A 16705-nucleotide genomic window follows, 5' to 3' on the forward strand; every position below is an offset into this window, starting at 1 on the left:
GAAGTTGAGTAAGTAGCCAAGCCTAATAACTGAAGCAAATAGCTCAAGTAAGTAGCTTAATTAAACCGCTAAGTGTAAAGTAACTGGGTTTGAAGCAAATAAACATCATAAGGATATGAGACCTCAAGCAATGATTGAACAAACTTTAAATCTAGTCACCACCAAAGACCATCAGCAAGTTGCCGTTTGGCGAATAATAGATGATGAAGTCTTTGATAAGAATCTGGGGGTGGTCAACTAATTTAGGACACTAATAAAATTCAAACCTACATGGGGTCAGCACAAAAAACGGAAAAAATAGGGCGTTAAAGACTTTTGTCGAGTATTTTTAAGTATCCTTTACTTGTCTAAAAAACGAAGGTTTTTTGGACATTTTTTTTACCCTCAAAAGACGTCCCCTTTTCTACAGTTTTTTGAATAAAAACCCGTCTAAAAAACAACGTTAAAATAACCCTCTAGAAATTGCTTTTTATATAGTTCTGGCTCATACTAACCTTATACTTTTTGTTCTCACTGTCAAACAGGAGAAGTTATGTTAGATATATTAACGGTGAGCAACCACTACCCAGATCGGCCGAATGTCCTTGTGCTGACTGATAGTCTATTGGCAGAGCTTAATCTGGCCAACAATACAAAGTTGTCTATCGTGAAGCATGACAACGGGGTCATTGAACTTGTGCCTGTGTCCGAACACAGCAAAGGTGATATTCGCCGTCTCAAAGGGTTGGTGAAAACTAACATAACCGCCAGTATCGATGAGATGAATGACGGCATTGCAATGGGTGCGATTCATGGAGAGTAGTGCCCAGCTTATTGGCATTGATACCAATGTACTGGCTCGTTATCTTGTCCAGGATGATCAAGAACAAGCTGAGCAAGCCAGTGCATTTCTTGAAAGCCTAAATGCGCATAAAAAAGGCTATATCTCTGTTATTGTGTTGATAGAGCTGATTTGGCTACTAAGACGCGTCTATAACCAATCTCGCAGTCAAGTGGCAATGATCTTGGATGAGTTATTGGCAATTGATACATTGGTGTTTGAACATCAGGCATTGGTGTTACAAGCACTGGCTATTTATCACACCATGTCATCAGATTTTTCTGATCTTCTAATTCACAAGATCAATCAACAACAAGGTTGTGTGTATACGGTCACCTTTGATAAAGGGGCGGTGAATAAAGCAGGTATGACCAAATTACAATAGGATTAATCTCAGCTATATGAAAATCGGTTACGCTCGAACATCCACCATTGACCAAAACTTAGATTTGCAACTTGATGCACTCACCCAAGCAGGCTGTGAGAAGGTCTATCAAGAAAAAATATCCTCTGTTAACGATCATCGATCTGAACTAGAGAACTGCCTTAAGGCCTTGCGTGAAGGCGATACATTATATATTTGGCGGCTAGACCGCTTGGGCCGTAGCCTAAAAGAATTAATCAGTCTGGTTAATCAGCTACAAGAGATGGGCTGTGAGTTGGTATCGATTAAAGAGAATATCGATACCAGTACACCAACTGGTAAGCTTGCCTTTCATTTATTTGCGTCATTGGCAGAGTTTGAACGTGAATTGATTCGAGAACGTACTCAGGCAGGGATATTGTCAGCAAGAGCTAGAGGGCGTATGGGCGGACGGCCTCAGAAACTTACCGATACAGAGAAAGTCATGATTCGTCAGCTGATGAGTGACCGAAGTAACTCACCAACTGACATTGCCAAACGCTTTGGGGTGAGTCGGGCAACGGTTTATACGGTGGCAAAGGGTGAATAGCCACCGATTTTGTAGACACCTTAAAGTTAGATAAAATGGCTAATTTATGAGGTGAATATGAGCGGTAAACGATACCCTGAAGAATTCAAAATCGAAGCAGTAAAACAAGTCACAGAGAAAGGCTATAGTGTAGCAGAAGTAGCTACACGTTTAGGTACGACCACCCATAGCCTTTATGCTTGGATTAAAATATACAATCAAGGGCAATCCAAGGCAACCAAAGACAAGGATAATCAACCGCTTTTTGAGCCGTCAGATTTGGAACAGCCGAAAATCAAGCGCAGGGGGAGGAAGCCTACCCTGTAAGTGGGCAACACATTGCTTCATAAATATCCTAAAGGCATGAGAGTGCTATACTATACTCAGTTTAAAACTCGGCAAAATTCCTTAGCGTACAATATGGCCCGAATTCTGTGATGCCCCCTTGTTAGGCTTGTTTTAACTGTTTTAACTCTAGCCGAGCAGCCGCAAGCTCAATCTCAAGCTGTCTCTTTTCACTTATCACTTGGTTAAATTTCTTTCTATTTTCCGCATCTACAAAACGTTGTAGAACATTTTTAACCAATGTTTGATATCCTAAATTTTCTGATTCGCCAATCAATTTTAAATCTTCTACTAGCGCTACAGGCATTCTAATGGAGATGAGTTGTGTCTTACCTTTATTTGCATTATCCAAAATCTTTTTCACTTTCTTGGATTTATAAGTGTCTACAAAAGCTTCGTCTGCCCCAAGCTCTCTTGATCCCCATTTATCAGCATCTGCAAATACTGCTTCTTCGAAGGCTTTAACGTCGTCTTGTGTGTTCATAATTTTTCTCATCATATCATATAAATCTTAACTATAGGCATATGTAGCATATCACCAATAAATGTCTAAACTCTTGAATTTAAATATATTTAATGCTTTCCTCAGCAAATGATATATTTAAATTCAAAATTTACACTTTTATCAGTCTAAGTAGTAACTTTTATACTACCTACGCTTAAGAATATTTATTAAATATGTGAATTTCAGTTGAGTTGGGCTCATACGCTGATTTCACATAAAATGTGCTATTGTCCTCTCTGAAGACGTAAACTATCTTTAATAATCTACCACAGTTAGTTTCGGCAAGAAACCATAGGGTAGGAGGCATAGTCCTGTTCTGTTCCCTATTATCTATAAGGTCATCTTCATTATTTTTGTTATAAAAACATTGAATGACTTCCTCTCTAGTTACACCATGTTTTACATCAAGTTTATCTAAAATTTTAGGTGATATTACAAAACCAGGTTCTACGTTATCATGTGTATCTTTTTCAACCACTATGCCCCCTATTTAATCAACGGATCTAATTAATCAAAGTGTATATACATTTTATAATAAAATTATACCTAAAAACCTTATTAAATCAAGTTATTTTTTATATAATGTATATACAATAATTTAGGAAATATAGAGTTTAATTCCATACCTAAAATAATTCAAATATATATCATCCATACGACATAACCATTGAGAATTCAATGGCTTATGGTAATCAGAGTTACACCTAAGGTCTGCCCTAAAAAGCAGACCTTTTTTTATGCCACTAATTTGACCTCACAAGGAGTTTCTATGCCCATAAAAACCTTATGTCCTAACTGTCATTCATCCAATGTATACAAGCTTGGTAATGATAATATTAATTTTAGCTTACCCCTAAACCAGACACTATTGCATCCTAGGATTATAGAGGGGTTAAGTTCCAGTATTTGTAATGCTTATCGACTGCCACCCTATGCAGGTATTGCCATCAGCACGGTCGCTAATATCGCGATAAGTTTAGTACAAACCAAATTCACCATCTTTCCAGGTTCACAGCAAATGCAGTGCATTGACTGTGAATACGTCTTTGATGCAACAACGCTAAATGGGACATAGCCTGTCCATCCAATCTATTAAACTTAACACAAAAAAGGAGAACATCTCATGGCACACGAAGTACAAACAATGGCATATATTGGCGAAACCCCTTGGCACGGTTTAGGTAACGAGCTTACCCCCAATCAACCCATCGAAGTGTGGGCAGAACAAGCAGGTATGGACTGGACAATCGAATCATCCGATGTCAGCTACTATGCCAACCATGCCGCAGGTGGCAAGCTCATTATGCCATTTGCCGATAACAAGGTATTGTATCGCTCAGACACCCTAGAGCCTCTATCCGTCGTCTCACAACGCTACCAAGAAGTCCAGCCACGTGAAATCTTGGAGTTTTATCGGGATTTAACCGAAAAAGCCGACTTTGAGCTTGAAACCGCAGGCGTACTCAAAGGCGGTCGTAAGTTCTGGGCACTGGCGAAAACAGGACAATCGACTGCATTAAAAGGCAAAGATGTTAGTAATGGCTATATCTTACTGGCAACCGCTTGTGATGGTACGCTTGCTACGACTGCCCAATTTACCAGTATTCGGGTGGTGTGTAATAACACACTGGCTATTTCATTAGCGGACAAATCAGGTGGCGTGGTCAAAGTGCCACATTCGACTGTGTTTGATGCCGATAAGGTGAAAAACCAACTTGGCATTTCCATCAACCAATGGAATGAACATATGTACCAAATGAAGCAGCTCACTGAACGGCGGATAACTCAAGCACAAGCCACCAACTATCTTAATCGCTTGTTTAACGATGTCGATGATACTTTGATTATGTTCCCAACCAATAAGAAAACCCAAAAGGCAGTCCCCAATGCCAAAGCCATGAACCAAATCATGACCATGTTTAACGGTCAAGGTCGGGGTGCGGATCTTGATTCAGCACGGGATACCGCTTATGGCTTATTGTGTGCCGTGACTGAGTTTGTTGACCATGAGCGCAGGGCTATGTCTACCGACCATCGGTTAGACTCAGCTTGGTTTGGCACTGGGGCAAACTTAAAGCAAAAGGGGCTTGAAGAAGCGATGCGGCTGATTGCCTAACACCAGTCATTAGAACAAGTCGCTTAAAGCAATTTATCTACTATCTAAAACACTGTAACCACCACGCTTTAGCAATAAGGCGTGGTTTTTTTATGCCCTTTTTTTACAAACATTCAACCAAAGGAGATAACCGCATGAATGATTTAACCCTACCGATGCAACCTGCCCAAGATAAAGACGTCGCCAAAGTTATTACCCAAGTGAAGCCTAGTAGAGCCAAATCTGCCAAACGCCTAGCTGAAATCAAAGATTTAACCCATCAAGACTGGTTAGCCGTTCGCAACACAGGCATTGGTGGCAGTGATGCCGCTGCCGCTTGTGGGCTTAATCCTTACATGTCTATGCTTGAGCTATGGCTTATCAAGACAGGACGACAAAACCCAGACTTATCCGATGGGCTGATGGAAAATGCCTATTCGCCGTTATATTGGGGTAAAGAGTTAGAACCCCTTATTGCCAAGTACTACACCGCTAAGACAGGCAATAAAGTTCGCCGTGTTAACGCAGTCTTGCAACATCCTGACCGCGATAAATCCTTTATGCTTGCCAATCTTGATTATGCCGTCAATAAATCAGAAGTCGGTGTGCTGGAGATTAAAACCACAGGGGAGCATGGCGCAAAGCTATGGAAACATGGCGTACCGCTGTATGTCACTTGCCAAGTCCAGCACCAGTTAGCGGTGACAGGTAAAAGTTTAGCCCATGTCTGTGTACTCATCTGTGGGCATGAAGCTCGGGTGTATGAAATCAAACGCGATGAGTTAATCATTAACCAATTGATTAAACAACAGCGGCGGTTTTGGGACTACGTGCAACAGGATGTGCCACCCCCTGCCGATGGGAGCGAATCAGCAGCGAAAGCAATTACTCAACTGTATTCTCAGTCCACAGCGGATAAAACCCTCGACTTTAGCCAAAACGAGGACATGAATATGCTATTTGGTCAACTACTGGCTGAAAAGAACTTAATGGAAGTTCATGCAGACAACTATGAATCGCTTAAACAGCGGATACAGATGCATATCCAAGACGCCGAAAAAGCGGTATTTAGTCTAGGCTCAGTTAGCTGGAAGAAAGCTAAAGATAGCGTGAGTTTAGATACAAAGGCACTGCTCAAAGACCAACCCGAGCTACTTAATCAATATCCCCAGGTAAGGCAAGGCAGTCGTCGTTTTCTAGTAAATACCAAGGCGTAATTCAAGCTAACAAGCATCCCATTATCCCAATCACTATATCGCCCATGTTTGCCGGTCAAGCATGGGCTTTTTATTTTATTCAATCAGCCAATTAAGCAAGCCTTTTAAACCAATCTATTAAATTAAACCAAGGAGAACACCCATGATTAAAGGGTTAACCATCACACCGCCTATTTTAGGCAGAATCACCATCGGTAAAGTCGTTGAGAAAAATGGTAAACGCTTACCGGAGAAAGATGACCAATTCACCATTACCAGCCAAGTGCAAAGCAAGGAGGGTTGGATTAAGCATCCCCTCGATGACAAGCTACGCCAAACCAAAGCCAATGGCAAGCTACGGCAAATCCCGGTACGGATGCTGTTTAACACGCCTGAGTTAAACCTACGAGCAGAATACACCCTGTTTGACCGACAAACAGGCAGACCCATCTGTGTGGGTAATGGTGAGCTGTGCCAACGACGTACCCAAAACGGCGTTGAGCAATTGCCTTGCCCGAGTCCAGAGCTGTGCCCAATCGGGCAAAATGGTAACTGTAAGGTATTTGGTCGGTTGTATGCCAACTTGGATGATTCAGACGAGTTAGGCTCATTTATCTTTCGTACTACGGGCTACAATTCAATCAGAACACTGATGGCTCGGCTCAGCTACTTTAATGCGGTATCGGGTGGGTTGTTGTCTTGCTTACCGTTACAGTTGACGATTCGTGGGAAGAGTACGACACAAAGCTATCGTACGCCCATCTACTACGTGGATTTGACCTTGCAGGATAATGTGAGCTTAAAGGATGCGGTGGAAAATGCTCAGGCGATTCATGCGCAGCAATTGCAGTCTGGCTTCAATCAGCAGGCGTTAGAGGAGGTGGCTAAGCTTGGTTATGCCAATTCAGCGTTTGAGGTGGATTCAGAGGAGGGATTGGCAATCGTGGAGGAGTTTTATAATGCGGATGCGGATAGCGATGCGATTGTTCGGTCAGTGGGGAGTGATAGTAATTCATCCGATAGACAGTGGCAGTCGCTTGAGGATGAGCTTCGGCGGAGTGTGAGGAAGGTAAGTTAGACAGTAACTATTATTAAATAAAAATAAAAATCCGAAATAACGGATTTTTATTTTTATTTAATCATTCCCAATAAATAAGATGAAATGAATTTCAATTTAATAAACAAAAGTTTTGAATCAAAAAATCCATTTCATTCCAATATTTAATGAAACATGTAAATTAATATAATTTTTTTAATATAATTACATATATTTACAAAAATTTGAGTTAAAGTTAGGTGTTTTTTTAAAAACTACCTAATTTTACACATTGACTACTTAACTTGACAGGCTTATAACAGGTATTATCTAGAGGATAGATTCCAAAATGGAAAAAATAGTGCCGTTATAATCGTATACTTGTATGAGCAATCTAATGTAAGTTCAATATATAGATTTTCGGTATTTATGTTATTAATAAACATTAGTCAATTATTTATACAGCAAGTATTGCTTCAATCAATACTTGCTTAATATAAATATATTAGATTTGGTAAATAATAATGCAAGATGAAAAATTTATCAATCAGTTAAGTGAGTCTCTATTAGCTTACCAAGAACATAATGGTAAGACTGTTAAATACATCTCACACAGTCATGATGATATCCTAAATTATATTAGATTTGACCAGCTGTTACAAAAATTAGCTGATACCAAGATTTCTTTTACTGAAAAGAAGAATCAGATCAGAGAATATTTGAACACAAATAATATTTACCTATATTACATGTCTCGCTCTTCAGGTGTACACAGTGTTCCATATCTATCTAAAACGTTAGAAGAGGTCATACCGTATAACAATAAAGAGTATACACCACACATTAACGCCTATTTTAGATGGCTGGATAGTTTGAAAGATTTGAAGTTGGACTCTTTGTTTACAGGGCGAGATTTGGCAAAAAGTCCAAACGCTATCGCAAACGAAATTCTAATGCTTGATTCACTTGTTGAAGAACTAAAAAGCGAGGCAACAAAAGCAGACTTCAAAAAGGCGATTAAGGCTTTTCATCGCAGTAATCGCAATTTGAAAAGTTATATGACGGATTTGATTGCATATAAAGCAAATCTGCTACTGATTCGTTTGGATTTAGGGTTTAATAAAGATTATATCGATAAGACTAAATGGTCGGCCTATGAGAATTTAGCAACAGAAAATCAGATTACGAACGGTGCCGATAGTACTACAGATGCAGAAGCGACTGAGGTTAAAACTCATTTAGAGAAACGTATTGATCTTGAAAACATGCTATTAGAACAGGATTTACGTTTGATTAAAGACTATCGTGCTAAATTTTTTAGAACCATCAAGCGAAAATACAATGTGAAAGGGTTTATTTGGAAGCTAGAGTATGGCGGTGACAAAAGCTTTCACTATCATTGTTTAATTATGCTAGATGGCGATCTTCATCGTGAAGACATCACTATTGCTCAGGACATGGGAGAGCTATGGAAACAGATTACAACTGATGAATCGACTGGCTTAACTCGTGGGATTTACTGGAATTGTAATGCACACAAAGAGAAATATCGTCATTTGGCAATTGGTCAGTTAAACGCAAGTGATACATCTATGATTAATAACTTATTCATGTATGTACTGCCATATCTAGCCAAAACGGATTATTACCTCAAAATTGCTAAATCTAGCGATCGCTCAATTGGTATGGGTAATGATAAGGTTAAAATCAAATCAGGGCGACCTAGAAAAACTATGGCAAATGAGAATGCTGCCATTTAGGGCTATTACATGAATGATCTTTTGATAAAATGAACTAATGTTTTTTTGAGTATTTACTCATTTGACAAAGACAGCATTTAAGGTTCTTTTGCTAATTCTAGTTCAATAAGCTTCTGCAACTCAACTTTAATAGTACTGTTACGTTTTGCAGCTAAAGCTTTAAATGCTGAATGCATAGAAATTGGAATTTCTATATTTACGCGTTTATTTATTTCTTGTTCTGGATTAGTTAGCTGTTCTAAGGTATATTCTTTGCCATTTGCGCTTGGACGACCTGCTTTCATAATTAATACTCATTTATACATTTGTTAAAATTAACATTTACTCATTGTATCATAAACTCAATACTTCATTAATAACGTCATTCATTTCTTTAATCGCTTCAGTATGGCCACTTTCGAAAACTGTCTGTCCTTCAGAAATAGTACTGGCATAAGCGACACGTTGATGAATAACTGTTTGCAAAACAGGTAAACCGTATTCGGCGATCACAGATAAAATTTCATTACCAATTTTTGTATTTTTAATCAAACGGTTAATAACAAACGCAGCCTTTAATTTTCCTTCAGTGATATCAATTCGTTGTTTGATGATATCTACCATATCCGCAGTTGCCCAAACATCCAATCCGCTTGGCTGTACTGGAATTAAAATAATATCAGCTGCCTTAATTGCACTCGCTGCTAAATTGGCAATCTGTGGCGCACCATCAATAATGATGAAATCTCTATCAGAGATAGCTTTAATATCTCGATCAATGGTTGGTCTATCAATACCTACTACAGGGAAAGGGGCGTCTTCAGCAGCAGCTGACCAATCTCTAGCTGAACCTTGTGGGTCGCTATCAACTAAAACAACATTCTTACCTTGGCGACGTAAGGCTTCAGCCATATTAATTGAGATTGTAGTTTTCCCAGAGCCACCTTTTTGATTTAGGATTGCTATAGTTTTCATACTCATTTACTCATTATTCGATTTACTCATTTTATCATAAGGTATTTGACAGCAGAATGATAAATTTAACTTAAATAATTTTTACTCATTTTATCATTTTAATATTTGAGCATATTCTCATTTGTGTATTTTATCAAACTTACTACTATCAACTGCTTAAGCATGATAGTATAAAAGCATTGTTGAATGCGAGTGAAGTTATGATTACAGGCGATATTAAAAATAAAATTGACCAAATTTGGAATGCGTTTTGGAGTGGCGGTATTTCTAATCCGCTCGAAGTCATGGAGCAAATGACGTATTTGCTATTTATCCGCCGACTTGATGAGTTGCAACTGGTTAAAGAGAAAAAAGCCAATCGCCTTAAGCAAGAGATCAGCAACCCAATTTTTAGCAAAGACCAAGACTATTTACGCTGGTCACGTTTTACCACATTGGGTGATGCGTCACAATTATATGATGTGGTGGCTAATCAAGTGTTTCCTTTTATTAAAAATCTAGGGGCAGAGGATAATACAACGTATAGCCACCACATGAAGGACGCCCGTTTTACCATTCCAACGCCTGCTTTGCTCACCAAAGTGGTCGATTTGGTCGCCGATGTGCCAATGGATGATAAAGATACCAAAGGCGATATTTATGAGTATATGCTGGGCAAAATCGCTTCAGCAGGTCAGAACGGTCAATTTCGTACCCCACGTCACATTATTAAGATGATCGTTGAGCTGATGCAACCCAAACCAACCGATACGATTTGCGATCCTGCATGTGGTACTGCGGGTTTCTTGGTAGCAGCAAGTGAGTATTTAAATAAGCATCATCAAAGTGAGATTTTCGCAAACCCTGAAACAGCCAAACGTTATAACAATGATACGTTTTATGGCTATGACTTCGATAGTACCATGCTACGCATTGGTTCGATGAATATGCTACTGCATGGTGTGGAAAATCCAAATATTGAAAACAGGGATTCATTATCTGAAGCCCATTCAGATATCTCCGACAAATTTAGTCTAATTTTAGCGAATCCGCCATTTGCAGGTAGCTTAGATTATGACAGTACTGCCAAAAATATATTGGCGACTGTAAAAACCAAAAAGACCGAACTGCTATTTATCGCGCTATTCTTACGATTGTTAAAGATTGGTGGTCGTGCAGCGGTGATTGTGCCTGATGGAGTACTGTTTGGCTCAAGTACGGCTCACAAGACGCTTCGCCAAGAGTTAGTGGAAAAACAGCAGTTAGAGGCGATTATTTCGATGCCGTCTGGGGTGTTCAAGCCGTATGCTGGGGTATCGACGGCGATTATGATTTTTACCAAGACCATGTCTGGCGGTACGGATAAGGTTTGGTTTTATGATATGCGGGCGGATGGCTACAGTCTTGACGATAAACGTACGCCACTCGGCGACACGCATGAGCAAAATAATATTGACGATATTATCACCCGTTTTCATCATCTAGAAAATGAAGAAAACCGCTCTCGTTCTGAGCAAAGTTTTTTTGTGCCAAAATCTGAGATTGCCGAGAATGGTTATGACTTGTCGATTAATCGTTATAAAGAAGTGGTGTATGAGTCGGTTGATTATGGTAAGCCGTTGGATATTTTGGCGGATATTGAACGGTTGGAAGGTGAGATTGCGGACGGGTTAAGAGAACTTAAAGCGTTGATTTCGTGATATGTTTCATTTGATGTTTTGAGTTTATGATAATTACTTCATTTGATATTTTGATAAAAGTTTCAAATGAGTAAATGTTTTTTTTGAGTTATTGATAAAAATAAAAGGTTGAGTAAATGAGTTTTGAATGGGTAGAAATTGGTGAGTTACAAGCCAAAAAAAATGGTTCAATTGACCCAAGTAAATTTCTTGACGAAACGTTTGAATTGCATAGCATTCCATCACATGACAAAGGAAATGCTGAAATTTTAACTGGTCGAGAAATTGGCTCATCAAAACAAATTGTCCAAGAAAACGATGTAATGATTTCTAAAATTGTTCCACATATTCGTAGGGCGATGGTCGTACCCAAAAAAGGAGATTTTCGCCAAATTGCGTCAGGTGAATGGATTGTTTTTAGAAGTGAAAAAGTTTATCCCAATTATCTTAGACATTTATTGATTTCAGATTTTTTTAATGCTGAATTTATGGCGACAGTTTCTGGAGTGGGTGGGTCATTATTAAGGGCAAGACCCGCTTTTGTTTCGAAAATAAAAATCCCTTTACCGCCATTATCCGAACAAAAACGCATTTCCAAGATTTTGGATAAAGCGGACGAGTTACGCCAAAAACGCCAGCAATCTATCGAAAAACTGGACGAACTGCTACAAGCCACTTTTATTGATATGTTCGGCGACCCTGTAACTAATCCGAAAGGGTGGAAAGTTAAAAAACTAGCGGATTTAGGAAGTATTGCAACTGGAAATACTCCACCAAGAGCAAATCCAGAAAATTATGGCAATTTTATGGAATGGATTAAATCTGATAATTTAAATCATTCGTTTGATTATGCAACAAAAGCTACCGAATATTTAAGCGAAATAGGGGCGAAAAAGGCTAGAGTAGTACCAAGTGGAACAATTTTAGTCACTTGTATTGCAGGAAGCTTTGATTGTATAGGTAACTTAGCTATTGTGGATAGAGAAGTTGCTTTCAATCAACAAATTAATTCTCTGACACCCAATGATGAAAATGACACCTTATTTTTGTACTATCTTTTAAAAATTTCAAAGCATATTATTCAAAGCTCATCAACTAAAAGTATGAAAGGAATGATAAGCAAGTCTAAGTTTAGTGAGATTACCTTACCAATTCCGCCCTTTGAAGAACAAATTAAGTTTAGCAAAGTTTTTGAGAATTTTAATAGTTTGAAGAAAACTGCTTTAAGTCAGTTAGAACATCAAGAGAACCTATTTCAATCCTTACAACAACGAGCCTTTAAGGGCGAACTTTAACCCTTTTGACCCCACTTACCAATCACGCTACAATACCAAAACCAAACAAAAATAAAGCCATAAAATAAAAAAGGGAGAATAGCCATGATAATCGACCTCGCTACCTTACCCCCAGAAATCCAACAATATATCGCCAAAGTCGAACAAGGCGAAAGCATCAGCTTTGCCAAAAACGGCAAAATCATCGCCACCATCAACCAACCGACACAGCAACCTGTCAAAAGCCTAATTGAACGCTTTAGCCAGTCGAACCCTGCAGTGGCCGATATCGAGCTAGAACTAGCACCGAGACAGCTATCAAGCAAAGACAGTATCGAGATATTTGACTGATGTATCTACTTGACACCAACATCATCAGCGAATTGCGATTACTACCAAAAAACCGAGCTAATGCTAATTTTGTCGCTTGGGCAAGCCAATTTCCTGATGACCGCATTTTTTACATCAATAGTGTGGTGGTCATGGAGCTTGAGCGAGGTGTCATGCTAAAACAACGTAAAGACCCAGAGCAGGGTAATATCCTAGCCAATTGGCTATATAACGAGATACTACCCAGCTTTTCTGGTAGGATTTTGGACATTGATAAAGCGGTCGCTCATGTCTGTTCATCGCTCCACGTTCCCAACCCAAAACCCGAAAACGATGCTTGGATAGCTGCCACCGCTATCGCACATGGCATGACACTAGTCACCCATAACGTCAAAGATTTTAATGGTATCAACGTCAATATCATCGACCCTTTTAAATTTACCCCACCTAGCAGTTAACCCAAATTTTCGAGCCGACTTATGAGTAATTTCGCTTTTATCGCCGACCAGTTTCCAAGCCTTGCAGAAACCGCTATCGGAGCGGAAAAACTCATATATGTCTATCCACCCGCAGCGATCATGGCGGCACGTCAGTCGTTAGAATCACTAGTGTTGTGGTTATACACCTACGATAAAAAACTTTCTCAGCCGTTTGATAACTCATTAAGCAACCTATTAAGAGAGCCGTGCTTTACTAAGCTAGTGCCTGAACATGTCATATTGAAAATGGATACGATCCGTATCATTGGCAACAAATACGTACATGGCAAGGTATCCGTTCCACCTGAAAAACAAAAAAAGCAAGCTATCAGCACGATTGCTGATTTATTTTTGATTTATCACTGGTTCGAGCGTACCTATGGTAGTCCTAGCATCGATCGTGATCTAGCAAGAAAGTTCAAACAAGAGAATATCCCTAATCCGACTGCGCAGCTTACAACTTTCCAAACCAAGCTTAGTGAAATACAACAGCAAAACCAAGCCTTTGAAGAACAAATTGTAAAGCAGCATGAACAGCTTAAGCAAACTGAAGAGCAGTTAGCTATACGCACGGCTGATGCACAAGAAAAAGAACGCTTACTTGCTGAGATTGATAGTGAATTAGCCAAAAAACGTGCTGAAGTCGAACAGGCAAAACTTGATAATCAAGCCTATAACCAAACCCACCCAGACACCACTGACTACAATGAAGCTCAGACACGGGCTATATTAATTGATTTATTGCTTGAAGAAGCAGGGTGGATCATTGGTCGCAATGTGATAACCGAGGTCAAAGTAACTGATTTCCCATCTCAAACAGGTGAAGGGTTTGTTGATTATGTTTTAACAGGCGACGATGGCTTACCGTTAGCAGTAGTAGAAGCTAAACGTACGGCAAAATCAGAACAAGCAGGGCAACAACAAGCTAAGCTTTACGCAGATAGTCTAGAAAAGCAATACGGCAGACGACCTATCATCTTCTACAGTAATGGGTATAGAACTTTCATGTGGGATGATGGTGTATATCCACCAAGAATCGTACAAGGATTTTACACCCAACAAGAGCTAAATCGATTAATTCAGCAGCGAGCCACCAAAAATACGGAGAAAAGCCTAAGCAAACTAAGCATTAAAGAAGAAATCGTCGAAAGAGCCTACCAAGTCAAAGCAGTAAAGTCCATGCTCAAGGTGTTTGAGGAAAATAAACGAGCAGGCTTACTCGTCATGGCTACAGGTACAGGCAAAACTAGAACTGCTATTGCTTTGGTCGATATTCTGATGAGAGCTAACCGTGTACAGAAAGTTTTATTTTTGGCTGATCGTACCTCATTAGTCCGACAAGCCTTTAATAACTTCAAAGCCTTATTACCCAACACAGCCTGTGTTAATTTAATCGAAAACCGTGAGCAAAATGGTCGTGTTTATTTTTCAACTTATCAAACCATGATGGGATTGATTAATGAAAAAAACGCTGATGGCACTCGCAAATTTGGCATCGGAATGTTTGACCTAGTTATCATTGATGAAGCACACCGCAGTGTCTATCAGAAGTTTGGTGAGATATTTCGCTACTTTGACAGCCTATTAGTAGGTTTGACTGCCACACCACGCGACGAAGTAGATCGAGATACTTATCATCTATTTGGCTTAACTCCTGGTATGCCGACTGACTACTACAGCCTTGATGAAGCGATAGACGAAGGATACCTCGTCCCACCCAAAGCCTTCAACGTTCCACTAAAATTTATGCGGGAAGGTATTAAGTACGATGAGTTATCTGACGAAGAAAAAGCGCATTGGGAAAGCTTAGATTGGGGAGATATTGAAACCCCTGATGAAGTCGCGGCAGCAGCCATGAATAAACTATTATTTAACACCGATACCGTCGATAAAATGCTACATCATCTGATGGAAAACGGCATAAAAGTTAAAGGTGGTGATTGCTTAGGCAAAACTATCATTTTTGCGGTCAACCAACGTCATGCTGAATTTATCGCTGCACGCTTTAATCATCACTACCCCTCGTATCAGGGCAAATTCGCGCGTGTTATTACCCATGCCGTAAACTACGCCCAAACACTAATTGATGATTTTAGTAAAAAGGATTTACCTGAGCCCCAAATCGCCATTTCAGTTGATATGTTAGATACAGGTATCGATGTGCCTGAAGTCGTCAATTTGGTCTTTTTCAAAACTGTACGTTCTAAAGTTAAATTTATGCAAATGATTGGTCGTGGTACAAGGCTTTGCAAAGATCTGTTTGCGCCAGAGCAGGATAAAACTGAGTTTTATATCTTCGACTACTGCGGCAATTTCGAATTCTTCAATGAAAATCCAAAAGGCGCAACAAATTCTCCAGCTGAGCCATTATCACAAAGGCTATTTAAAGCACGTGTAAGCATTTTACAACAGCTTCAGCTACCCAAACATCAAAATGATACGACAGCCCCCTTAGAAGAGAAATTAAAGGGGTATTTAAATGACCAAGTTAGTAGTATGAACCATGAAAACTTTATTGTTCGCCCAAAATGGCAGTTTGTTGAAAAATTTAAAGACTTATCAAAATGGAATAAGCTTGACGACGTCACTGTCAATGAAATTAATGAAAACTTATCTGGTTTGCCTATAGAGCAAAAAGAAAAAGATCAAGATGACCTTGAAGCAAAATTGTTTGACCTGCTTTGCTATAACTTACAAATCTCAATTTTAAACAATAATAAAAACAGCATTGGTGCCTGTCGTAAGCGGATTCAATCTGTAGCTGAAAATCTATCTATCAAGACTAATATCCCTGCAATTGCCAAAGAGATAGAACTTATTGATTCGATATTGACTGAAGATTATTGGACAACGATAAGTGTTATTGATGCAGAGAATATTCGAGAGCGGTTAAGAAATCTTGTGAAATTGATAGACAAAGTAGAAAGAAAAATTGTCTATACAATACTCATGGATGAGCTTGGTGAGGTTGAGCCAATTCCTTTGCCTGACATTGGTCCCAATGTAGATGTTGATCAATATAAAAAACGTGTTGAGCATTTTATTAAAGCCCACGAAGACCATCTTACCATTTCAAGACTAAAACTTGGTTTACCATTAACTAAAGGTGATCTAACTCAGCTAGAGCAATTTGTCTACAACGCTCAAGAGGTTAGTAGCCAAGAAGAATTTAAAAACCATTTTGGTAATGATTTAAGTCTGCCAGAATTTATCCGCTCGTTAGTAGGTTTGGATCATCAAGCTGTGGAAAATGCTTTTTCAAATTACTTAGAACCTGTTCACAATCTTTTCAATAACAAAGCGATGAAAGCAAGATTGGTA

At 39.2% G+C, this 16705-nt stretch carries 16 protein-coding genes and 1 pseudogene; 13 read left to right on the forward strand and 4 right to left on the reverse strand.

Annotation, left to right across the window (positions count from 1 at the left end; translation table 11 throughout):
* Positions 1-532 precede the first annotated feature (532 nt).
* The 4 genes and pseudogenes from RTL34_RS10875 to RTL34_RS10890 form a co-directional block, all read left to right on the forward strand.
* Complete coding sequence (locus RTL34_RS10875; RefSeq protein WP_100271027.1) at positions 533-802, forward strand: hypothetical protein; 270 nt, start codon at positions 533-535, stop codon at positions 800-802.
* Positions 792-1205 (forward strand): PIN domain-containing protein, encoded by a 414-nt coding sequence (locus RTL34_RS10880; protein WP_312116871.1) that lies wholly within the window; start codon positions 792-794, stop codon positions 1203-1205. The genes RTL34_RS10875 and RTL34_RS10880 overlap by 11 nt, the downstream gene beginning before the upstream one ends.
* Before the next feature lie 16 nt (positions 1206-1221).
* Positions 1222-1773 (forward strand): recombinase family protein, encoded by a 552-nt coding sequence (locus RTL34_RS10885; RefSeq protein WP_312116872.1) that lies wholly within the window; start codon positions 1222-1224, stop codon positions 1771-1773.
* 57 nt (positions 1774-1830) lie between these two features.
* A pseudogene (locus RTL34_RS10890) lies at positions 1831-2040 on the forward strand (transposase); the annotation flags it as partial.
* Positions 2041-2200: 160 nt separating this feature from the next.
* Here the strand turns inward: RTL34_RS10890 and RTL34_RS10895 are convergent.
* On the reverse strand, positions 2201-2581 hold the full coding sequence (locus tag RTL34_RS10895; protein ID WP_065252131.1) for a hypothetical protein: 381 nt from the start codon (positions 2579-2581) through the stop codon (positions 2201-2203).
* A gap of 175 nt (positions 2582-2756) precedes the next feature.
* Positions 2757-3080 (reverse strand): BrnT family toxin, encoded by a 324-nt coding sequence (locus RTL34_RS10900; RefSeq protein ID WP_065252130.1) that lies wholly within the window; start codon positions 3078-3080, stop codon positions 2757-2759.
* A gap of 645 nt (positions 3081-3725) precedes the next feature.
* On the opposite strand from RTL34_RS10900, the gene RTL34_RS10905 reads away from it, so the two are divergent.
* The 4 genes from RTL34_RS10905 (at position 3726) to RTL34_RS10920 (ending at position 8689) form a co-directional block, all read left to right on the forward strand.
* Positions 3726-4718 (forward strand): DUF932 domain-containing protein, encoded by a 993-nt coding sequence (locus RTL34_RS10905; protein WP_312116875.1) that lies wholly within the window; start codon positions 3726-3728, stop codon positions 4716-4718.
* 134 nt (positions 4719-4852) lie between these two features.
* Positions 4853-5914: a YqaJ viral recombinase family nuclease gene (locus RTL34_RS10910; RefSeq protein WP_312116877.1), complete on the forward strand. Its 1062-nt coding sequence runs from the start codon at positions 4853-4855 to the stop codon at positions 5912-5914.
* A 142-nt stretch (positions 5915-6056) separates the two neighbouring features.
* Positions 6057-6971: a recombination directionality factor gene (locus RTL34_RS10915; RefSeq protein WP_312116878.1), complete on the forward strand. Its 915-nt coding sequence runs from the start codon at positions 6057-6059 to the stop codon at positions 6969-6971.
* Positions 6972-7453: 482 nt separating this feature from the next.
* On the forward strand, positions 7454-8689 hold the full coding sequence (locus tag RTL34_RS10920; RefSeq protein WP_312116880.1) for a YagK/YfjJ domain-containing protein: 1236 nt from the start codon (positions 7454-7456) through the stop codon (positions 8687-8689).
* Positions 8690-8766: 77 nt separating this feature from the next.
* On the opposite strand, the gene RTL34_RS10925 is transcribed toward RTL34_RS10920, so the two are convergent.
* Positions 8767-8973, reverse strand: a complete 207-nt coding sequence (locus RTL34_RS10925; protein WP_312116881.1) for a hypothetical protein — start codon at positions 8971-8973, stop codon at positions 8767-8769.
* Between the two features lie 49 nt (positions 8974-9022).
* The gene (parA, locus tag RTL34_RS10930; protein WP_312116883.1) at positions 9023-9649 is read right to left on the reverse strand and encodes a ParA family partition ATPase; all 627 of its coding nucleotides are present in this window, start codon (positions 9647-9649) and stop codon (positions 9023-9025) included.
* A 194-nt stretch (positions 9650-9843) separates the two neighbouring features.
* Between parA and RTL34_RS10935 the strand changes: the two genes are divergently transcribed.
* The 5 genes from RTL34_RS10935 to RTL34_RS10955 all read left to right on the forward strand — a co-directional run.
* Positions 9844-11322: a type I restriction-modification system subunit M gene (locus tag RTL34_RS10935; protein ID WP_312116885.1), complete on the forward strand. Its 1479-nt coding sequence runs from the start codon at positions 9844-9846 to the stop codon at positions 11320-11322.
* 116 nt (positions 11323-11438) lie between these two features.
* On the forward strand, positions 11439-12596 hold the full coding sequence (locus RTL34_RS10940; RefSeq protein WP_312116887.1) for a restriction endonuclease subunit S: 1158 nt from the start codon (positions 11439-11441) through the stop codon (positions 12594-12596).
* 84 nt (positions 12597-12680) lie between these two features.
* Positions 12681-12926 carry a hypothetical protein gene (locus RTL34_RS10945; protein WP_312116890.1) on the forward strand — a complete coding sequence of 82 codons (246 nt, stop codon included), beginning with the start codon at positions 12681-12683 and terminating at the stop codon, positions 12924-12926.
* Complete coding sequence (locus tag RTL34_RS10950) at positions 12926-13363, forward strand: type II toxin-antitoxin system VapC family toxin (protein ID WP_312116892.1); 438 nt, start codon at positions 12926-12928, stop codon at positions 13361-13363. Before RTL34_RS10945 ends, RTL34_RS10950 begins: the two co-directional genes overlap by 1 nt.
* Positions 13364-13384: 21 nt before the next feature.
* Positions 13385-16705 (forward strand): DEAD/DEAH box helicase family protein (locus RTL34_RS10955; protein ID WP_312116894.1); only part of this gene is annotated, 3321 nt, incomplete at its 3' end.

The sequence above is a fragment of the Moraxella sp. CTOTU47915 genome, assembly GCF_031986685.1.
Classification (GTDB): Bacteria; Pseudomonadota; Gammaproteobacteria; order Pseudomonadales; family Moraxellaceae; genus Faucicola; species Faucicola tetraodonis.

Excerpts from the sequence above, each read along its gene's own strand:
- RTL34_RS10875 (WP_100271027.1), top strand. The coding sequence starts at position 533 with ATGTTAGATATATTAACGGTGAGCAACCACTACCCAGATCGGCCGAAT.
- RTL34_RS10915 (WP_312116878.1), top strand. The coding sequence starts at position 6,057 with ATGATTAAAGGGTTAACCATCACACCGCCTATTTTAGGCAGAATCACC.
- RTL34_RS10950 (WP_312116892.1), top strand. The coding sequence starts at position 12,926 with ATGTATCTACTTGACACCAACATCATCAGCGAATTGCGATTACTACCA.
- RTL34_RS10920 (WP_312116880.1), top strand. The coding sequence starts at position 7,454 with ATGCAAGATGAAAAATTTATCAATCAGTTAAGTGAGTCTCTATTAGCT.
- RTL34_RS10910 (WP_312116877.1), top strand. The coding sequence starts at position 4,853 with ATGAATGATTTAACCCTACCGATGCAACCTGCCCAAGATAAAGACGTC.
- RTL34_RS10940 (WP_312116887.1), top strand. The coding sequence starts at position 11,439 with ATGAGTTTTGAATGGGTAGAAATTGGTGAGTTACAAGCCAAAAAAAAT.
- parA (WP_312116883.1), bottom strand. The coding sequence starts at position 9,649 with ATGAGTATGAAAACTATAGCAATCCTAAATCAAAAAGGTGGCTCTGGG.
- RTL34_RS10935 (WP_312116885.1), top strand. The coding sequence starts at position 9,844 with ATGATTACAGGCGATATTAAAAATAAAATTGACCAAATTTGGAATGCG.
- RTL34_RS10885 (WP_312116872.1), top strand. The coding sequence starts at position 1,222 with ATGAAAATCGGTTACGCTCGAACATCCACCATTGACCAAAACTTAGAT.
- RTL34_RS10880 (WP_312116871.1), top strand. The coding sequence starts at position 792 with ATGGAGAGTAGTGCCCAGCTTATTGGCATTGATACCAATGTACTGGCT.
- RTL34_RS10895 (WP_065252131.1), bottom strand. The coding sequence starts at position 2,581 with ATGAACACACAAGACGACGTTAAAGCCTTCGAAGAAGCAGTATTTGCA.
- RTL34_RS10925 (WP_312116881.1), bottom strand. The coding sequence starts at position 8,973 with ATGAAAGCAGGTCGTCCAAGCGCAAATGGCAAAGAATATACCTTAGAA.
- RTL34_RS10905 (WP_312116875.1), top strand. The coding sequence starts at position 3,726 with ATGGCACACGAAGTACAAACAATGGCATATATTGGCGAAACCCCTTGG.
- RTL34_RS10945 (WP_312116890.1), top strand. The coding sequence starts at position 12,681 with ATGATAATCGACCTCGCTACCTTACCCCCAGAAATCCAACAATATATC.